At 60.2% G+C, this 17,979-nt stretch carries 19 protein-coding genes and 2 tRNA genes; 20 read left to right on the top strand and 1 reads right to left on the bottom strand.

All coding sequences use genetic code 11. The annotated features are described in order from the left end of the window. Window positions 1-121 precede the first annotated feature (121 nt). The 5 genes from MLD24_RS03495 to MLD24_RS03475 all read left to right on the top strand — a co-directional run bounded on the left by MLD24_RS03495 (window position 122) and on the right by MLD24_RS03475 (window position 5,789). On the top strand, window positions 122-2,332 hold the full coding sequence (locus MLD24_RS03495; protein WP_248164072.1) for a TonB-dependent siderophore receptor: 2,211 nt from the start codon (window positions 122-124) through the stop codon (window positions 2,330-2,332). A gap of 114 nt (window positions 2,333-2,446) precedes the next feature. Then, window positions 2,447-2,941 (top strand): tRNA adenosine(34) deaminase TadA, encoded by a 495-nt coding sequence (tadA, locus tag MLD24_RS03490; RefSeq protein WP_316973972.1) that lies wholly within the window; start codon window positions 2,447-2,449, stop codon window positions 2,939-2,941. Window positions 2,942-2,980: 39 nt separating this feature from the next. After that, window positions 2,981-3,991 (top strand): UDP-glucose 4-epimerase GalE, encoded by a 1,011-nt coding sequence (galE, locus tag MLD24_RS03485; RefSeq protein WP_248164066.1) that lies wholly within the window; start codon window positions 2,981-2,983, stop codon window positions 3,989-3,991. A gap of 23 nt (window positions 3,992-4,014) precedes the next feature. Next, complete coding sequence (locus MLD24_RS03480) at window positions 4,015-5,358, top strand: UDP-glucose dehydrogenase family protein (RefSeq protein ID WP_248164063.1); 1,344 nt, start codon at window positions 4,015-4,017, stop codon at window positions 5,356-5,358. Window positions 5,359-5,363: 5 nt separating this feature from the next. Beyond that, complete coding sequence (locus MLD24_RS03475) at window positions 5,364-5,789, top strand: HIT domain-containing protein (RefSeq protein WP_248164060.1); 426 nt, start codon at window positions 5,364-5,366, stop codon at window positions 5,787-5,789. A 35-nt stretch (window positions 5,790-5,824) separates the two neighbouring features. On the opposite strand, the gene fabR is transcribed toward MLD24_RS03475, so the two are convergent. After that, window positions 5,825-6,445, bottom strand: coding sequence for an HTH-type transcriptional repressor FabR (fabR, locus tag MLD24_RS03470; protein ID WP_248164057.1), 621 nt, complete (start codon window positions 6,443-6,445; stop codon window positions 5,825-5,827). 395 nt (window positions 6,446-6,840) lie between these two features. Here fabR and MLD24_RS03465 point away from each other — a divergent pair, with 395 nt between their 5' ends. From MLD24_RS03465 to MLD24_RS03395, 15 genes are all read left to right on the top strand, one after another. Next, a complete protein-coding gene (locus MLD24_RS03465) occupies window positions 6,841-7,077 on the top strand; it encodes an FmdB family zinc ribbon protein (RefSeq protein ID WP_227171298.1) in 237 nt (78 codons plus the stop codon). Window positions 7,078-7,154: 77 nt separating this feature from the next. Beyond that, window positions 7,155-8,963 carry an aspartate--tRNA ligase gene (gene aspS / locus MLD24_RS03460; protein WP_248164054.1) on the top strand — a complete coding sequence of 603 codons (1,809 nt, stop codon included), beginning with the start codon at window positions 7,155-7,157 and terminating at the stop codon, window positions 8,961-8,963. A 48-nt stretch (window positions 8,964-9,011) separates the two neighbouring features. After that, the gene (locus MLD24_RS03455; protein ID WP_248164051.1) at window positions 9,012-9,761 is read left to right on the top strand and encodes a YebC/PmpR family DNA-binding transcriptional regulator; all 750 of its coding nucleotides are present in this window, start codon (window positions 9,012-9,014) and stop codon (window positions 9,759-9,761) included. 34 nt (window positions 9,762-9,795) lie between these two features. After that, on the top strand, window positions 9,796-10,341 hold the full coding sequence (ruvC, locus tag MLD24_RS03450) for a crossover junction endodeoxyribonuclease RuvC (protein ID WP_227171295.1): 546 nt from the start codon (window positions 9,796-9,798) through the stop codon (window positions 10,339-10,341). 28 nt (window positions 10,342-10,369) lie between these two features. Beyond that, entirely contained in the window at window positions 10,370-10,993 is a 624-nt protein-coding gene (gene ruvA, locus MLD24_RS03445) for a Holliday junction branch migration protein RuvA (protein ID WP_248164047.1), read from the top strand. A 153-nt stretch (window positions 10,994-11,146) separates the two neighbouring features. Next, entirely contained in the window at window positions 11,147-12,175 is a 1,029-nt protein-coding gene (ruvB, locus tag MLD24_RS03440) for a Holliday junction branch migration DNA helicase RuvB (RefSeq protein WP_227171293.1), read from the top strand. Next, window positions 12,168-12,623, top strand: a complete 456-nt coding sequence (gene ybgC, locus MLD24_RS03435) for a tol-pal system-associated acyl-CoA thioesterase (protein WP_282450429.1) — start codon at window positions 12,168-12,170, stop codon at window positions 12,621-12,623. The genes ruvB and ybgC overlap by 8 nt, the downstream gene beginning before the upstream one ends. A 3-nt stretch (window positions 12,624-12,626) precedes the next feature. Continuing rightward, window positions 12,627-13,319, top strand: coding sequence for a protein TolQ (tolQ, locus tag MLD24_RS03430; protein WP_227171292.1), 693 nt, complete (start codon window positions 12,627-12,629; stop codon window positions 13,317-13,319). Window positions 13,320-13,342: 23 nt separating this feature from the next. Further along, window positions 13,343-13,798, top strand: a complete 456-nt coding sequence (gene tolR, locus MLD24_RS03425; RefSeq protein WP_227171291.1) for a protein TolR — start codon at window positions 13,343-13,345, stop codon at window positions 13,796-13,798. Window positions 13,799-13,801: 3 nt separating this feature from the next. Beyond that, on the top strand, window positions 13,802-14,806 hold the full coding sequence (gene tolA, locus MLD24_RS03420; RefSeq protein ID WP_227171290.1) for a cell envelope integrity protein TolA: 1,005 nt from the start codon (window positions 13,802-13,804) through the stop codon (window positions 14,804-14,806). Between the two features lie 80 nt (window positions 14,807-14,886). Further along, window positions 14,887-16,152: a Tol-Pal system beta propeller repeat protein TolB gene (tolB, locus tag MLD24_RS03415; protein ID WP_227176108.1), complete on the top strand. Its 1,266-nt coding sequence runs from the start codon at window positions 14,887-14,889 to the stop codon at window positions 16,150-16,152. Window positions 16,153-16,310: 158 nt separating this feature from the next. Next, window positions 16,311-16,889: a peptidoglycan-associated lipoprotein Pal gene (pal, locus tag MLD24_RS03410; protein ID WP_227171289.1), complete on the top strand. Its 579-nt coding sequence runs from the start codon at window positions 16,311-16,313 to the stop codon at window positions 16,887-16,889. A gap of 28 nt (window positions 16,890-16,917) precedes the next feature. Further along, window positions 16,918-17,649 carry a tol-pal system protein YbgF gene (gene ybgF, locus MLD24_RS03405; RefSeq protein WP_248164045.1) on the top strand — a complete coding sequence of 244 codons (732 nt, stop codon included), beginning with the start codon at window positions 16,918-16,920 and terminating at the stop codon, window positions 17,647-17,649. A 96-nt stretch (window positions 17,650-17,745) separates the two neighbouring features. Next, window positions 17,746-17,821: transfer RNA gene (locus MLD24_RS03400), tRNA-Lys, on the top strand. A gap of 83 nt (window positions 17,822-17,904) precedes the next feature. Beyond that, window positions 17,905-17,977, top strand: a tRNA-Lys gene (locus MLD24_RS03395). Window positions 17,978-17,979 lie beyond the last annotated feature (2 nt).

The raw sequence follows: 17,979 nt of genomic DNA, 5'->3' as shown, positions 1-17,979 counted from the left end.
GGAGCTGACCAACGGCGAGACTCAGGCTGCGGCCCAGTCGCAGCCGGTTTACCTGTTCGATATTCCTGCCAGGCCGTTGCCTCAGGCAATCACCGAGCTGTCTGCGATGACGGGGATTCAGGTGCTCTACACCGAACAATCCACCTTCGGTCACACGGCGCCGGCTCTGCAGGGCAGCTTCACGATCCGTGGCGCCCTGCAGCGCTTGCTGGCCGGCAGCGGGCTGGTTGCAAGATTCACCGGCGACAACTCGGTGACGATAGAGTTGGCCAGTGAGGATGACGGTCAGTTCCTGGAGACTCTGTTGATCAAGGGCGCATCCATGGCTGCGGCGACCGAATCGACGGGCTCGTACACTCCCCGTTCTTCCAGTTCTGCCGCTGGTTTACAGCTTTCTCTCCGGGAGACGCCCCAGTCCGTTACTGTTGTTACCCGTCAGCAGATCGATGACTTTTCGCTGGAAACGGTGGACCAGGTACTGGCGAATACGCCGGGAATCAGCGTCAATCGAGCTGAAACGGACAGGGCTTTCCCCACGGCGAGAGGCTTCAAGGTTGAAAACATCAGTGTTGATGGGGTGTCGAGCGCCGCCTACGGCCTGATGAGTGCGGATTTGTTGTCGGACACCGCCATCTACGATCGGGTTGAGGTGGTTCGCGGCGCCGCTGGACTTTTGAGTGGCTCTGCCAGTCCTTCAGCCTCGATTAACCTGGTACGAAAGCGTCCAACCCGGGACTTCCAGGGTCAGCTGGTGGCCAGCGGTGGACGCTGGGATGCGGGCCGCCTGCAGGGGGATCTTTCCGGGAGTCTGGTGGCATCGGGCAGTGTGCGTGGAAGGCTTGTTACTGCCTATGACAGTCGCGATTCCTATATCGACTATTACAGCAACGATAAGGCCGTTGCCTATGGGATCGTTGAGGCCGACCTGGCTCCCGGCACGGTTCTGGGTATTGGTATCGATCACCAGGCACAGGATGTTGAAGGGACCACCTACGGTGAGCCGGTGCCCTTTTTCTTCGACGATGGTACTCCGACCGATTTTGGCCGCAATGTGACCACGTCCGCGCCCTGGTCCACCAAGGATAACCGTCGTACCGTCGTGTTTGCTGACCTGACGCATCGATTCAACAGCGGTTGGCAGGTGAAATTGTCAGCAAGTGATCTCAACGGTGAAGTTGAATCGGATAAATTGCTGTACATGTCCGGGCACCTCAATCGACAAACCGGAGAAGGCTTGAGCGTCTCCCCCAACAGCTTTAGCAGTAAGCGTGATTTGACCAGTCTGTCAGCCACGGCTGACGGGCAGTTCGGGTTTCTGGGGCGTAAACACGAGCTCCTTGTGGGATGGAGCAAATCCAGAGAAACCATCGCCAGGACCTGGTATGAGGACCCTGCGGTCGACGTGGGTAGCTTCTTCGACTGGCCCGCTCCTGACCCCGGGAGATACGGCGAGGCCGAAAGCACGGGAGGCTGGACAACAGATCAGTGGGGAGGCTTCGTCAACAGTCGCTGGTCGCTTGTTGATGATCTGACGTTGTTGGTGGGAACCCGAATCAGCAGTTACGAGTACACCAAGAGGGACGAGGGGGTTGAGGGCGCCCGCTATGACCACAGTGGTGTTTCTACACCCTATGCGGGGCTGATATACGATGTCGCCGATGACTGGTCGGTCTACACGAGCTATACCGAAGTGTTCAAGCCGACCGGAAACCGGGACCGGGATGGCAACGTACTGAAGCCGGAATCAGGGGCCAACTATGAGCTTGGCCTCAAAGGCGAGCATTTCGACGGCACCGTGAACAGCTCCTTCGCCGTGTTTCGGGTTGAGCAATCCAACGTATCTGAGCCTGATGTCAGGGTCGGTGACGAGCAGCGCTACAAATTGGTGGATGGCGTCACCTCCAAGGGTTTTGAAGCTGAGCTGAACGGTGAGATCTACACCGGATTGAACCTTGCCGCCGGCTACACCTATCGCACATCGGAAGACGTCGATGGCAACAAGGTCATGAGGTCAGAGCCCAGGCAGATGCTGCGCCTGAGCATCAATTACCGTCTGCCCGACAACTGGCGTGCGATAACGGTCGGTGGTGCCATTCGCTATCAGAGTGAGACGGTTGCCGAGGGCAAGGGCCCCAATGGCGAGAACGCCAGGCAGGGGGCCTACGCCATTATGGATCTCCGTTTTGGGTACGACTTCAGCGAGTCGGTGTCGGCAGGCGTCAACCTGAACAATGTCTTCGACAGGAAGTACTACAGCTCCGTGCCTGTCTATAATCACGGGTATTATGGTGAGCCCCGCAATCTGACCGTAAGCCTGCGCGGCCGGTTCTAGTGTCCGGTCTGGTTGAGGAATTAGCGAGACGGGACAGTAAGGGGCTTTGATTGAATCGCCAATGATCTGCCGTATAATCGCGAGCCTGTTTACAGAGCGGTTTGAGGGCAGGTTGTGGGTGCATCAGATGAGGATGAGCGCTGGATGACGCGAGCCCTGGCTCTGGCCAGGATGGCGGCCGCTGCCGGTGAGGTGCCGGTCGGGGCGGTGGTGGTTCGCGATGGCAAGGAGATCGGTGCCGGATTCAATGCGCCGATCTCCGGCTGCGATCCGACCGCCCATGCTGAAATGCGGGCCCTGCGGGATGCGGCGGCCCGCGTGGGCAATTATCGCTTGTCCGGGGCCACGCTTTACGTCACCCTTGAGCCTTGTACCATGTGTACCGGTGCGATCGTGCACAGTCGTGTATCCCGTCTGGTGTTTGGCGCTTGTGAGCCAAAGGCGGGAGCGGTGGTCTCTACCCGTCGGACCCTGGAAGAGGCCGCCTTCAACTGGCGTGTCGAGCATCAGGGCGGGGTGCTGTCGGAGGCATGCAGCGAGCTGATCAGTGGTTTCTTTGCTGACCGTCGTGCGGCCCGCCGCAAGCGGCGCGACTCGTCTCAGGTGTGATCGCCCGGGTTTCAGCAGGGAAGAAGCAGGGGCTTACCCATGAAGGTTCTGGTTACCGGCGGAGCCGGTTATATCGGCAGCCACGTTGTTCGCCAGTTGGGCGAGGCCGGCCACGACATTATCGTTTTTGACAATCTCTCCACTGGCTACGCCTGGGCGGTGACCCATGGTGAGCTGGTTGTTGGCGATCTGGCGGACGAAGACGCGATTGACGCGTTGTTCCGCGACCACCAGTTTGAGGCGGTTCTGCATTTTGCGGCTCACATCGTGGTGCCGGAATCGGTCGCCAATCCTTTAAAGTATTATCGAAATAATACCCGTAATACATTGAATCTGCTTGCCGCGATAGAGCGGTATCAGGTTCCCCATCTGGTTTTCTCCTCCACCGCAGCGGTTTACGGCATGCCGGAGCAGACCGTGCTGACCGAGGACCTCCCGCTGGCGCCGATCAATCCCTACGGCGCCTCCAAGATGATGAGTGAGCGAATGATCATGGATCTGGCTGCGGCCAGCTCACTGCGTTATGTCATCCTGCGTTATTTCAATGTGGCCGGTGCGGATCTGGACGGTCGGCTGGGACAGGCAACGCCTGAGGCCACCCATCTGATCAAGGTGGCTTGCGAGTGCGTGACCGGTGCACGCGACGGCATGAGCATCTTTGGCACGGATTACGACACCCGTGATGGCACCTGTGTCCGTGACTACATTCACGTTGAGGATCTGGCGCGTGCCCACGTCATGGCGCTTGATCACATGGCCGCTGGTGGCGAATCCGATGTGCTCAACTGCGGGTATGGTCGCGGCTTTACCGTGCGAGAGGTCATCGATGTTGTTCGTCAGCAGGCGGGCTGTGACTTTCCGGTTGCCGAGTCGCCCCGGCGTGCGGGAGACCCCGGTGCGCTGATGGCCGACAACCAGCGGATTCGCCGCGTGCTTGGCTGGTCGCCCCGGCATGATGACCTGGAGGTCATTGTCCGTACCGCGCTGGACTGGGAGCGCCAGTGGCAGCGTAAGCAGGCGGACGGCGCGACCCATTCCACCAATCATTGATTCGTTAAGTTAGGACAACACCCATGAAAATCACCATTTTTGGTACCGGCTATGTTGGTCTGGTCACTGGCGCCTGTCTGGCGGATGTGGGGCACGATGTGGTCTGTATGGATGTCGACCAGGCCAAGATCGACAAGCTGATCGGCGGGCAGATTCCCATTTACGAGCCTGGCCTGGAACCGATCGTCAAGCACAATGCTGAGGCTGGCAGGCTGTCCTTTACCACCGATACCGAGGCGGCCGTGGCTCACGGCGAACTGCAGTTCATTGCGGTTGGTACCCCGCCGGATGAGGATGGTTCGGCGGATCTGCAATATGTGCTGGCGGTGGCCCGTGCCATCGGTCAGCACATGGATGGCTACAAAGTGGTGGTGGACAAGTCCACGGTGCCGGTCGGTACCGGTGACAAGGTCCGGGATGCGGTGCGTGCGGAGCTGGATCGCCGCGGACTGGAGCTGGACTTCGATGTGGTGTCGAACCCGGAGTTCCTCAAGGAAGGCGCGGCCATCAACGACTTCATGAAGCCGGATCGTATCGTGGTGGGTACCGACAGTGACCGGGCCCGTGAGCTGTTGCGGGAAACCTACTACCCGTTCAACCGCAATCACGACCGGATGATCTTCATGGACATCCGCTCGGCGGAGCTGACCAAGTACGCGGCCAACGCCATGCTGGCCACCAAGATCAGCTTCATGAACGAGATTGCCAACCTGTCCGAACGGCTTGGCGCTGATGTAGAGGCAGTGCGCCGGGGGATCGGTTCGGACCCCCGCATCGGCTACCACTTTATCTACCCCGGTTGCGGTTATGGTGGCTCCTGTTTCCCTAAAGATGTGCAGGCTCTGGCGCGCACGGCGGCGGGCTGTGATTACGAGGCCCGCCTGCTAAACGCCGTCGAATCCGTCAACCTGTCCCAGAAGTACGTGCTGTTCGACAAGGTCAGCCACTATTTCCAGGGCCAGTTGGATGGCAAGGTCATCGCGGTCTGGGGGCTGTCGTTCAAACCAAACACTGACGACATGCGCGAGGCGCCATCGCGGGCGTTGATGGAGGCGCTCTGGGAAGCGGGCGCCAAGGTCCAGGCGTTTGATCCGGAAGCAATGTCCGAGACCCAGCGCATTTATGGCGATCAGGATGGCCTGACCCTCTGTGGCACCAAGGAGCAGGCATTGAAGGGCGCCGATGCCCTGGTGATCTGCACCGAATGGAAAGAATTTCGCTCCCCGGATTTTGCCAGCATCGCCGCAACCCTGAGCGAGCCGGTGGTATTCGATGGTCGTAATCTCTACGAGGCCGATATGCTGTCCCGCCATGGCCTGATCTACTACGCCATCGGCCGTGGCCGCAATCAGTTCCAGGTCGGGTAAGGTCGATGGACGGGTTTCAGTTGCATCCCCGACTGGCGGCGGATACCCACTCCCTGGGGCAGGCGGCCCTGTGCGAGATTCTGCTGATGAACGACGCCGCCTGGCCCTGGCTGATCCTGGTGCCCCGCAAACCCGGCATCCGGGAGGCCTACGAGCTGGAGTGGGAGCAGCAGCTCCAGTTGCTGCGGGAGTCGTCGGCGCTGGGCAAGGAGCTGATGGCGGCGTTCGATGGCGACAAGCTCAACGTTGCCGCCCTGGGTAACCTGGTGCCGCAGCTGCATGTGCACCACATTGTGCGGTTCGAGGATGATCCGGCCTGGCCGGGGCCGGTATGGGGGCGTCAGCCGCCAACGCCCTATGAGCCGGCGGCCCTGGAGCAGCGCCTGGCGCAGTTGGCGCCCGTCGTTGCTGCGGTGCAGGCCGCCGGTTAGTGATGGGTGGTCTGGCGGATTGGGATGGTGAGGTGTCAGCTCCGCTGTGAGCGCGCCAGGGTCTGTGAGCCAAGCAGGATCATGCGTAGTTCGGTCTTCAGCTTGGCTTTCAGGATCTCCCGCTCCCGGGCGGTGGCGTCCAGTGCTTCCGCGCCCTGGTTGAACACCAGGGTGACCATCGCTTCGGCTACCAGGCGGCCATCATGAATCGGCCGTTTCTCTTCTTCGGCAATGCGGCGCAGGTCGTCGGCCAGCTCGGTGACGAAATGGTCGATTTCGGCCTGGATCGCCGTTCGGAATGGTTTCGATACCCCCGTCCTCTCCCTCAGCATCAGCCGGAACAGGTTGGCGTTGTTGCCCAGATACTCCATGAAGGTATCCACGGAAGTGCTGATTGCGCTGCCGTTACGGGCGATGCGCTTGCGGGCCTGTCGCATGAGCTGGCGGAGCGCGACACCGCCTTCATCGACCAGGGCCAGTCCCAGCTCATCCAATTCTGAAAAATGCCGGTAGAAGGAGGTGGGGGCGATGCCTGCCTCCCGGGCTACTTCCCGCAGACTGAGGCTGCCGAAGCCGCGATCGGCACTGAGCTGCGACAGTGCGGCGTCCATCAGTGCTCTGCGGGTCTTGAGTTTCTGTTCGGCTCGTGACGACACGGGGCCTCCATTCGGATCGGGTTGCGAGAGTCGCGACGAGGCAGCGAACCGCCAGCGTGGCAGGGCGGGAATGGCTGGCCGGATGTGCGATAAAGGCGCTCTATTCTACCGGCAGACCGTAAGGGCGTCATCTTCAACCCAGAGAGCTGTCCAATCACCGTCTGCCCGATGGATTGTGATGCCGGAAACCTGATTTTCCAGCCTGATGCGTTTATAATGTCCCGCTTTTCGAGAATGGGTCCGCCATCGGCGGGCGGCGCTGGCTGAGCGACGCTCGACAGGCTCGGATGGCAGCAGGCGGTACCCGATGATGTGAGCAGGGCGGGTCCCCGGATTCAGGGGGTTGCCGGTGTTGGTTATGTTGTGGGGTAAAGGCAAGTTCGAGAGGTGAGAAGATGCCGATTTACGAGTACGTTTGCGACGCCTGTGGCTTTGAGAAGGACGTTATTCAGAAAATGAGCGCGGACCCGTTGAAGGACTGTCCGAAATGCGAAACCCCGGCGTTTCGCAAGCGGATTTCCGCAGCAGGGTTCCGGCTATCTGGCTCCGGTTGGTACGAGACCGATTTCAAAACCGGCGCCAAGAAGAATCTGGTCGACAAGGGTGGCTCAAAGGAGTCGGCAGCTAGCTGACCGCGCGCCCTGACGCCTGCCCGGCCGGCCCGGGCAATCAAGCTAATTACGCACATACAGACATTACGGGAAGGGTTATGCGCAGTCATTATTGCGGTGGAATCAACGAGTCTCATATTGATCAGGATGTAACCCTGTGTGGTTGGGTCCATCGTCGTCGCGACCACGGCGGGGTTATCTTTCTGGATCTGCGCGACCGGGATGGTATTTCCCAGGTAGTAGTCGATCCGGATACGCCTGAGAGCTTCCAGCTGGCGGAGAAAGTCCGCAGTGAGTTCGTTATCCAGATTACCGGTCGTGTTCGCCGTCGCCCTGCCGGTACCGAGAATGACAACATGCCGACCGGCCAGGTCGAGGTGCTGGGCAAGCAGCTGACCATCCTGAACGCTGCAGCCACGCCGCCGTTCCCGCTGGACGAGCATGTCGACGTGGGTGAAGACGTTCGTCTGCGTTACCGCTTTGTTGACCTGCGTCGCCCGGAAATGCTGAACCGTCTGCGTTTCCGTTCGCGGGTAACCAGCTACATTCGCAATTTCCTCGACAGCAACGACTTCATGGATGTGGAAACGCCGATCCTGACCCGGGCCACCCCGGAAGGTGCGCGTGACTACCTGGTGCCGAGCCGGACTCACAACGGTTCCTTCTTTGCGCTGCCCCAGTCCCCACAGTTGTTCAAACAGCTGCTGATGGTGTCTGGTGTTGACCGCTACTACCAGATTGCCAAGTGTTTCCGCGACGAGGACCTGCGGGCTGACCGTCAGCCGGAGTTCACCCAGATCGACCTTGAGGCGTCCTTCATTGATGAAGAAGGCCTGATGGGAATCACCGAGTCCATGGTTCGGAAGCTGTTCAAGGACGTGATGGACATTGAGCTGCCCGAATTCCCGCGTATGCCGTACGAAGAGGCCATGCGCCGTTTCGGTAGCGACAAGCCGGACCTGCGGATTCCGCTGGAGCTGATTGATGTTGCCGACCTGGTTGAAGGCGTTGATTTCAAAGTGTTCGCCGGCCCGGCCAAAGACCCGAAAGGTCGTGTGGCGGCGCTGCGTGTGCCCAAGGGCAGTGAGCTGACCCGCAAGCAGATTGATGAATACACCAAGTATGTTGGTATCTACGGTGCCAAGGGGCTGGCCTACATCAAGGTCAACGACCTTGCCAAGGGTGCCGAGGGACTGCAGTCTCCGATCGTCAAGTTCCTGGGCGATGACGTCGCCATGGCGGTGGTTGAGCGTGCCGGTGCCGAGGATGGCGATATCGTGTTCTTCGGTGCGGATAAGCGTTCCGTGGTTGACGAAGCCCTGGGCGCACTGCGTATCCGTATAGGTCACGATCTCAACATGCTCACCGCTGAGTGGGCACCGCTGTGGGTGGTGGACTTCCCGATGTTCGAGGAAACCTCGGATGGCGGCCTGACCGCAATTCACCATCCGTTCACTGCGCCGTCCTGCAGTGCCGAGGAGCTTGAGGCCCAGCCTGCCACAGCGCTCTCCCGCGCCTATGACATGGTGCTGAATGGTACCGAGCTGGGTGGCGGTTCGATCCGTATCCACGATGAGGCGATGCAGGAGACTGTGTTCCGCGTACTGGGCATCGGCCACGAAGAAGCTCGCAGCAAGTTCGGCTTCCTGTTGGATGCGCTCAAGTATGGTTGCCCGCCTCACGGTGGTCTGGCGTTTGGTCTGGATCGTCTGATCATGCTGATGACCGGTGCTTCCTCTATTCGTGACGTTATTGCGTTCCCGAAAACCCAGAGCGCGACCTGTCTGATGACCCAGGCGCCAGGCACTGTCGACGACAAGCAGCTCAAGGAGCTGAACATCCGTCTGCGCAAGCCGCCGGTGAAGAGCGAAGCTGGCGAAGCCGAGGCCAAGTCGGACGACGCGTAACCGGCAAGAGAACGTTATTGGTAAGAGAAGGAGTGAGCGGAGCGAGGTATGGCCGGACACAGTAAATGGTCCAACATCAAGCATCGCAAGGCGGCTCAGGACGCCAAGCGTGGCAAGATCTTTACCAAACTCATTCGCGAGCTGACGGTGGCGGCCCGCCAGGGCGGGGGGAGTCCCGAGGACAACCCCCGCCTGCGGGCCGTAATCGACAAGGCGTTAACCGCCAACATGAAGAAGGACACCATCGAACGCGCCATCGCGCGGGGTGCCGGTGGTGAGGACGACGACAACTACGAAGAGCTGACCTACGAAGGTTATGGTCCCGGAGGTGTCGCGATCCTGATTGAAGCCATGACGGACAACCGCAACCGCACGGTGGCGGAGGTTCGTCACGCATTCAGCAAGCATGGTGGTAACCTGGGCACCGATGGGTCCGTCGCCTACCTGTTTGCCAAGCAGGGCCTGCTCTACTGTGGCTCTGACACCGCAGAAGATCAGTTGATGGAAGCGGCACTGGAGGCTGGTGCCGAGGACGTGGCCGAGCAGGAGGATGGCTCCTTCGAGATCGTCACCACGCCAGAGCAGTTTCTGGACGTCAAGGATGCCCTGGTAAGCGCCGGGCTGACGCCTGAGCGGGCGGAAGTGACGATGGTGCCGTCCACTTCTGTCGAGCTGGATCTTGAGGGCGCTGAGACCATTCTCAAACTTGTGGATATGCTGGAGGATCTGGACGACGTCCAGAATGTGTACTCCAATGCGGATATCCCTGATGACATTCTTGCCCGGTTGGGCGAGTAACCCGCCATCCTGAGCGCAAAGGTAAGGAGCCGTCTTGGCCATCATTCTGGGCGTTGATCCAGGCTCCCGCATCACCGGCTACGGCATTATCCGCGCCGAAGGGCGTGATCTGGAGTACCTCGACAGCGGCTGTGTTCGCTTGGGTGACAAGCCGCTGGCGGAGCGGCTGCAGGTCATCTTTCACAGTCTGGCGACGTTGATTGGCGAGTATCGCCCCGACGAATTTGCCATCGAGCAGGTCTTTATGGCCCGCAACCCCGATTCCGCCCTCAAGCTGGGGCAGGCCCGCGGAGCGGCCATCGTCAGTGCTGCCAACAGCGGGCTTGCGGTCCATGAGTATTCTGCCCGCCAGGTCAAGCAGGCGGTTGTCGGCAAGGGTGGGGCGGACAAATCCCAGGTGCAACACATGGTGCAGGCGTTGCTGGGCCTGTCACGTAAACCTCAGGCTGACGCCGCTGATGCCCTGGCGATCGCGCTGTGCCATGCCCATATGAACCAGAGCATGGTCCGGGTTGGTACCGGTGCGGCATTGCAGCAGCCGAACCATCGCGGCAAGCTCCGTGGTGGTCGCATCCGCTGACCAGTCCACGCCAAACAGGAGTGTTGAGTTGATCGGACGAATTCGCGGCCTGTTGGTCGAAAAATCCCCGGGCCAGGCCCTGGTGGAATGCCACGGACTGGGTTACGAAGTGGACATTCCCTACACCACTTTTTTTAACCTCCCCGAACCCGGTCAGGAGCTCACCCTTCACACCCACTTCGCCGTCCGGGAGGACGCCCAGAGCCTGTTTGGCTTCAGCGCCCGGCTGGATCGGGATCTGTTCCGGTTGCTGGTCAAGGTGAATGGCGTTGGGCCGAAGATGGCCCTGGCCATCCTGTCCGGGCTGGATGCCCGGCAGTTCATACGCTGCGTGGAGGCCAGAGATGTGGCAGCGCTGGTGAAGGTACCCGGCGTGGGCAAGAAAACCGCTGAGCGATTGCTGATCGACATGGCGGATCGCATCGGGCAGCTTGAGGGCGTCTTCCAGCTGTCTGACCCTGCCGCGACTACCTTGCCGGCGGCAACGCCACCCGCGGTGGACCCGGTTGAGGAAGCCGAGTCTGCGTTGATTGCCCTGGGTTACAAACCTCAAGAGGCGGCGAAAGCCGTCAATCAGATCGCCGGTGAGGGCATGAGCCGGGAAGAACTTATACGACTGGCCCTGAAGAACATGATTCCGGCAGGTCGCTGATCAGCGGGCGTATTCCGGAGTCTCTTAACAGGATAGGCATATTCTGTCTGCATAATGGACAGATATCCTGAATCCAGCGTAACGTGACAGCGTCGGAGTCCTTTGTAAAATAAAGGGCATTTTGCGGCAGGCCCAACACAGACAGGCAGCGACATGATTGAATCGGATCGTCTGATATCCGCACAAAGTGGTCCTCAGGAAGACGTTCAGGACCGGGCCATCCGCCCAACACTGCTGACGGAGTATGTGGGGCAGCCGACGGTCCGGGAGCAGATGGACATCTTCATCTCGGCGGCCCGACGTCGCGAAGAGGCGCTGGACCATGTATTGATCTTCGGGCCACCCGGTTTGGGAAAGACCACCCTGGCCAACATCATTGCCAACGAAATGGGCGTGGCCATCAAGACCACGTCGGGACCGGTGCTGGAAAAAGCCGGTGATCTGGCGGCGATGCTGACCAACCTGGAAGAGGGTGACGTACTGTTCATCGACGAGATCCACCGGCTTAATGCCGCCGTCGAGGAAGTGCTCTATCCCGCTATGGAAGATTACCAGCTGGACATCATGATTGGTGAGGGCCCGGCTGCCCGCTCCATCAAGCTGGACCTGCCCGCCTTTACCCTCGTTGGGGCCACCACTCGCGCCGGTTTGCTGACATCGCCCTTGCGGGATCGCTTTGGCATTGTCCAGCGGCTGGAGTTCTACAACACCGCCGATCTTACCCAGATCATTCTACGCTCAGCCCGCCTCTCTGGCGTCGGTATCGACGAGCGTGGAGCCCATGAAATTGCCCGCCGATCGCGGGGAACCCCCCGAATCGCCAACCGGCTGTTACGCCGGGTCCGTGATTACGCTGAGGTGCGCCACGATGGTCATATTCATGAGCAGGTCTCTGATGAGGCTCTGAACATGCTTAAGGTCGACAGCGAGGGGTTCGACCATATGGACCGCCGCCTGCTGTTGGCGCTGATCGAGAAGTTCGATGGTGGCCCGGTGGGCGTGGAAAGCCTGGCAGCGGCCATCAGCGAGGAGCGAGGCACCATTGAGGATGTGATCGAGCCCTTTTTGATCCAGCAGGGCTTCATGGTGCGGACCCCCCGTGGACGAATGGTAACGTCCAGTGCTTACCTGCATTTCGGGGTCTCCCCCCCCGGGTCACGCGAGGAGGCCTCCCTTGACTGAGCGCGATGATTCAGCCACGCGGTTTGAGCTGCCGGTTCGGGTCTATATCGAGGATACCGATGCCGGTGGCATCGTCTATCACGCCAAGTACCTGCATTACATGGAGCGGGCCCGTACCGAATGGGTGCGGACCCACGGTGTCGGCCTGCGTGCCGGCCTGGCCGAGAACATCAGCTATGTGGTCCAGGGGCTGACCATCAACTACCGCAAGCCAGCTCGGCTGGATGATGAGCTGCTGGTGACGGCGGAGCTGGCGGATTTCGGTCGTGTGTCCATGGATTTCCGCCAATGTGTCCGGCGGGCAGTGGATCAGGCGGTGCTGACAGAAGCCACGGTCCGCGTGGCCTGCATCGCACTTGATACCGGTCGTCCCCGGCGGCTGCCTGACGATCTGGCCGCTCTGCTGGCCGAACATACCTCAACTCGACAACCTGAGAACCAGGAGTAGAACGTGGAGTCAGAACTTTCTGTATGGTCCCTCATCGCCAATGCCGGTCCGCTGGTGCAATTGGTGATGTTGCTGTTGATGCTGGCCTCAGTGGTGTCCTGGGCGTTGATTTATCAGCGTTTGCAGGTTTTCAGAAAGGCCCGGGCAGCGCAGTTGGCCTTTGAAGAGCAGTTCTGGTCGGGGATGGATCTTGGTCAGCTGTACCGGGACGTCAATGCCAATCCGACCCCGTTCTCAGGCATGGAAGCGGTCTTTCGCGCTGGATTCAAGGAGTTTTCCCGTCTGCGGCAACAGAGCCGGGACGCCGATGCGGTCATGGAAGGGGCGCAGCGGGCCATGCGAGTGGCCTTCTCCCGTGAGCAGGAGCGACTGGAGCACCATCTGCCGTTCCTGGCGACCGTCGGCTCGACCAGTCCATACATCGGCCTGTTCGGGACTGTCTGGGGGATCATGAACTCGTTTCGAGGTCTGGCCCAGGTTCAGCAGGCAACACTGGCCACCGTGGCCCCTGGTATCTCCGAAGCGCTGATCGCCACTGCCATGGGGCTGTTTGCCGCCATCCCGGCGGTGATCGCCTATAACCGCTTCGCCGCCCGTTCAGATGCCTTACTGAAGAACTACGAAACCTTCGCCGAAGAATTTTCCAGCATTCTTCACCGCCGCGTCCACAGCGGTGACAGTCACAGCAAGACCTGAGGGTCGGTTCCGGGAGAAAGCGCATGAAAGGCATGGGAATGATGCCGGTCACCCGGCGCAAGCCAATGGCCGAGATCAACGTGGTGCCCTACATCGATGTGATGCTGGTGCTGCTGGTGATCTTCATGGTGACGGCGCCAATGATGACCCAGGGGGTCAAAGTCGACCTGCCCGAAACCAGCTCCGATCCGATTCAGGCCCAGAAAGAGGTGGAATCCATCATCATCTCGGTGGACGCCAATGGCGCCTACTTTATGGAGATCGGCGATCGTGGCAGCGACCCGATGGCGCTGTCGGAGTTGCGGGAGCAGGTGGCGAAGATTCTGTCCCAGCGCAGCAGCAAAGACGTTCTGGTCCGTGGTGATCAGCATGTGGAGTACGGCACGGTGGTGCGGTTGATGTCAGAGCTGCAGGCGGCGGGTGCCAGCAGCGTGGGACTGATTACCGATGTGCCCACCGGGGACCGTCAGGACGGATAGGCTGTGACCGATCGAGAACGGGATTACATATCGAATGACAAGGCGCCCTGGAAGTCGCCCGTTGCGCTGTCGCTGGGGATGCACGCTGCTCTGGCGGTGTTCCTGCTGGTCGGCTGGCACTGGAGCACGCCAACCCACGAGCCGCCGCCGCGGAGTATCGCCGCAACCCTGGTGATGCAGCAGCCTGAGCCGGCCGCTGCGCCGCCGGAGCCCGCACCGGTTCCAGACCGCCAGCAGCAGGAGCAGGAGCGCAAACGTCAGCAGGAGCGTGAGCGGCAGCGTGAGCAGGAACGCCAGCGGGAACTGCAGCGTCAGCGGGAGCAGGCTGAGCGCCAGGCCCGGGAAGAGCGTGAGCGTCAGCAAGCCGCGGAACGTGAGCGCCAGCAGCGGGCTGAGGCAGAGGCTGCCCGCAAAAAAGCCGAGGCGGAAGCCAAGGAGCGGGCGCGTCGCCAGGCCGAAGAGGAGGAGCGTCGCCGTCAGGAGGCGGCCCGCAAGGCCGAGGAAGAACGCCAGCGCCAGCAGGAGGCCGAGCGCCGACGTGAACAGCAGGCCCGGGAGCAGCGGGAAGCCGAAGCCCGTCGTCGGGAACAGGAGCGTCAGTTGCGGGAGCAGCAGTTGCAGGCGCTGGCGGACAAGGCCAACGAGGAACGCCAGGCCGAGCGTCAACGTCAGGCCGAGGCCGCCGCGGCGGCCCGGGCCCGTGAAGCGCAAATGATGAGCGACCGCGACAAGTATCAGTTGATGATCCGGGACAAGCTCCGTCAGGCCTGGTACATACCGCCATCGGCGACCGGGGATATGTCGGTCAAGTTACGCATCACGCTGTTCCCGACCGGTGAGCTGTCATCGGTGGAGCTGGTGCGGGGCAGTGGCAACGGTGCCTTTGATCAGTCAGCCCTGAGTGCGGTTCGAGGCATTGACCGCTACCCATTGCCAGACGATCAGCAGACGTTTGAGCGTTACTTTCGGCAGTTCACCATCGAATTCACCCCAGAAGCATTGAGGTAAGTACAGTGGCACGCATCGATCTATCCCGTACTCCGTCACGTCTGGCAGGCTGGGTTCACCGCTGGCCATCGTTATCCGCGCTGCTCGCTTTGCTGCTGTTTGCCGTCCCTGGCCATGCCGAGTTGCTGATCCGCATCACCGAAGGGGTCGAAAGTGCGATTCCGGTTGCCGTTGTGCCGTTCAAGGAGAGTGGCGATTTGCCGGCAGGCGATGGTGTCAGCGATATCGTGCGTTCAGACCTGACCATGAGTGGTGAGTTTTCCACGCTGTCGCCGGAGAAAATGTTGAGTCTGCCGTCCCGGGGCGACGACGTGTTCTATCGCGACTGGAAACTGTTAGGGCAGCGTTATCTGCTGGTAGGTGAGGTCAGTCGCCAGGGCGATCAACTCAATGCCCGGTTCGAGCTGTTCGACGTTAACACCGAGGAGCGGCTGCTGGGCGAGACCGCCAACTCTGCAGTGGGTAGTCTGAGGACGCTTGCGCATCACATCAGTGACAAGGTCTATGAGGCCATTACCGGTGTGCCTGGCGCTTTTTCCACCCGGCTGGCCTATGTCACCCGGCAGGCGCAAGGCGGGCGGCCGCTCTACAAGCTGCAGGTCAGCGATGTGGATGGTAAACGTGCCAGCATTCGCCTCGAAAGCCGTGAGCCCATCTTGTCGCCGGCCTGGTCCCCGGATGGTCGCCGGCTGGCCTATGTTTCCTTTGAAACCGGAAATCCGGCCATCTATATCCACGAACTGGCGTCCGGACGTCGCACCCGTATTGCCAGCTTTCCCGGGCTGAATTCCGCGCCGGCCTGGTCCCCGGACGGACGTTCCCTGCTGGTCACGCTGTCCAAGGACGGCAACGCCGAGATCTACCGCATGGACATTGCGTCTCGCGCGCTCACCCGGCTGACCAATCACTGGGCCATTGATACCGAGGCGATGTTCGGAGCGGATGGCGAGAGTCTGTACTTTACCTCCGACCGTTCCGGTGGACCGCAGATCTACGTGAAAGACGATTTTGACGCCGAACCGCGCCGCTTGACCTTTGGCAGTCGCTACAATGCCCGGCCGAGACCCAGCGGCGATGGCAAGTATGTGTACTACGTTCATCAGCGCGAGGGGGCGTTCCATATCGCCCGCACCAACCTGGAAACCCGCGAAGAGACCGTGTTGACCCGGACCCTGCTTGATGAATCGCCAAGCGTGTCACCCAATGGCCGGATGCTGATTTACGCCACCAAACAGGATGGTCAAAGTGTACTCACTGTAATCACATCGGATGGTGGGGCCAGTTACACTTTGCCGGCGTCTGAAGGTGACGTTCGTGAACCAGCCTGGTCACCGATCATCCGCTGACCGGCGGGATGCGGGCGATTGTAACGCCAACGGCAGTCATCGGCTTTTGTCTGTAATGATTGCCGGCAATAATTCAAAATGGGGTGACGGAAGTACCGCGCACGTAAGAATGGCGGACGGTCAGTCACCCCCATATACACTTAACGGAAGGAAACCCTATGAATATTTCAGTGCAGAAAAAAGCGATCGTTATGGCAATGTCCCTCGGCCTGCTGGCTGGTTGTAGCACCACCGGTGAGACTACCGATGAAGATATGCAGGGCACAGAAGTTGCGGTTGGCGATCAGCAGGATACCAGCACCGTTTACGGCGGCGATGACCAGGGTGGCGTTTCCTCTTCCGGCTTGACCGATGCCGAGCGCGAGCAGGCGCGTAAAGCAGCTGAGCAGGCGGCTGAAGCGGCCAAGCGCGATATCACCGTATTCTACTTTGACTTTGACACCTCCGAGATTCAGCCGGAAATCCGCGATGTGCTGGTTGCTCATGGTCAGTTCCTTGCCGCCAACCCGGGTCAGGCTGTCCGTTTGGAAGGCCATGCCGATGAGCGCGGCACCAAGGAATACAACCTGGCTCTGGGCGAGCGTCGTGCCAAGGCGGTTGAGCGTTTTCTGATCGTGAATGGCGTTAGCCGTAGCCAGATTGAAACCGTAAGCTACGGTGAAGAGAAGCCGGCGGTTATGGGATCAGGCAGCAGCACCTGGGCCAAGAACCGTCGTGTTGAGCTGATCTACAAGTAAGGAATTCACCTGCTATCGGGGCTTGCCCATGAGAAGACTCCTCGTTACCGCTTTCACTCTGGCCGTAGCCACTGGTGCACAGGCTCAATCCGCTGATTCGGGTGGTGCCAGTGCCCAGCGTTCGGCGTCACAGGCCAATGCTGAGTTGCTTCACATGATTGAGCAGTTGCAGCGTGAGGTCCGGCGGTTGCGGGGAGATCTTGAGGAGCAGCAGAACCGGCTTGACCGGCTTTCCCAGCAGTCCCGCAGTCGCTACGTGGATCTGGATCAACGGATTCTCGGGCTGACGGAAAAGCTTGATCAGTCAGCGCAGAAGCCGGCAGGGGAGACGCCTGCCGAGCCTGTTTCGACGCCTCAGCCGACACGGGAGTACCGTGCCCCCAGTGCCGAAGAGCGTCAGCGGTATCAGCAGATTCAGAAGCTGATACGGGATGACAAGGACTATGACAGCGCCATTGGCGCGCTGTATGATTTTATCGGCAAGTATCCGGAAGGGGATCTCACCGTTAATGCCTATTACTGGCTGGGTGAGGTTTACCTAGTGAAGCCGCAACCGGAACAGGCCAAGCAGGCCTTCACCATTGTGGCCAGCCGCTACGCGGACCATCGCAAGGCACCGGATGCCGGGTACAAGCTCGGCGTGGCTCTGGATCGTCTCGGTGAAACCGAAGAAGCGCGCCGCCGGATGGACGCGGTTATCCGTGACTATCCGGATTCCGATGCGGCTGAACTGGCCCGGGAGTACCTCGCAAGCCATTGATGTGTTCAAAAAAACGGCGATCAAAACTTTTTTTAGAAAATTTCTTCACAAGGGGTTGATCACCGAAAAAATATCAGTACTATATGCGCCTCGCTTGGGTCGTTAGCTCAGTTGGTAGAGCAGTTGGCTTTTAACCAATTGGTCGATGGTTCGAATCCATCACGACCCACCACCTTCAGGTAGCGCTGGCAGAGCTGAGCCCGCCACGCTTCCAGGCAAGGTTTTCGGTGATCGAAAGCAATGCCAAAACGAATTGGGTCGTTAGCTCAGTTGGTAGAGCAGTTGGCTTTTAACCAATTGGTCGATGGTTCGAATCCATCACGACCCACC

Origin of the sequence: Marinobacter xestospongiae (assembly GCF_023156385.1) — a bacterium.
Classification (GTDB): Bacteria; Pseudomonadota; Gammaproteobacteria; order Pseudomonadales; family Oleiphilaceae; genus Marinobacter; species Marinobacter xestospongiae.
Note: the sequence above shows the minus strand (reverse complement) of the source record. Positions and strands in the feature narration are given on the sequence as shown.

Coding starts and splice junctions, on each gene's coding strand:
- galE (WP_248164066.1), top strand. CDS start 2,981: ATGAAGGTTCTGGTTACCGGCGGAGCCGGTTATATCGGCAGCCACGTT.
- pal (WP_227171289.1), top strand. CDS start 16,311: ATGAATATTTCAGTGCAGAAAAAAGCGATCGTTATGGCAATGTCCCTC.
- tolR (WP_227171291.1), top strand. CDS start 13,343: ATGAAAGGCATGGGAATGATGCCGGTCACCCGGCGCAAGCCAATGGCC.
- ruvB (WP_227171293.1), top strand. CDS start 11,147: ATGATTGAATCGGATCGTCTGATATCCGCACAAAGTGGTCCTCAGGAA.
- aspS (WP_248164054.1), top strand. CDS start 7,155: ATGCGCAGTCATTATTGCGGTGGAATCAACGAGTCTCATATTGATCAG.
- ybgF (WP_248164045.1), top strand. CDS start 16,918: ATGAGAAGACTCCTCGTTACCGCTTTCACTCTGGCCGTAGCCACTGGT.
- MLD24_RS03475 (WP_248164060.1), top strand. CDS start 5,364: ATGGACGGGTTTCAGTTGCATCCCCGACTGGCGGCGGATACCCACTCC.
- MLD24_RS03465 (WP_227171298.1), top strand. CDS start 6,841: ATGCCGATTTACGAGTACGTTTGCGACGCCTGTGGCTTTGAGAAGGAC.
- MLD24_RS03480 (WP_248164063.1), top strand. CDS start 4,015: ATGAAAATCACCATTTTTGGTACCGGCTATGTTGGTCTGGTCACTGGC.
- MLD24_RS03455 (WP_248164051.1), top strand. CDS start 9,012: ATGGCCGGACACAGTAAATGGTCCAACATCAAGCATCGCAAGGCGGCT.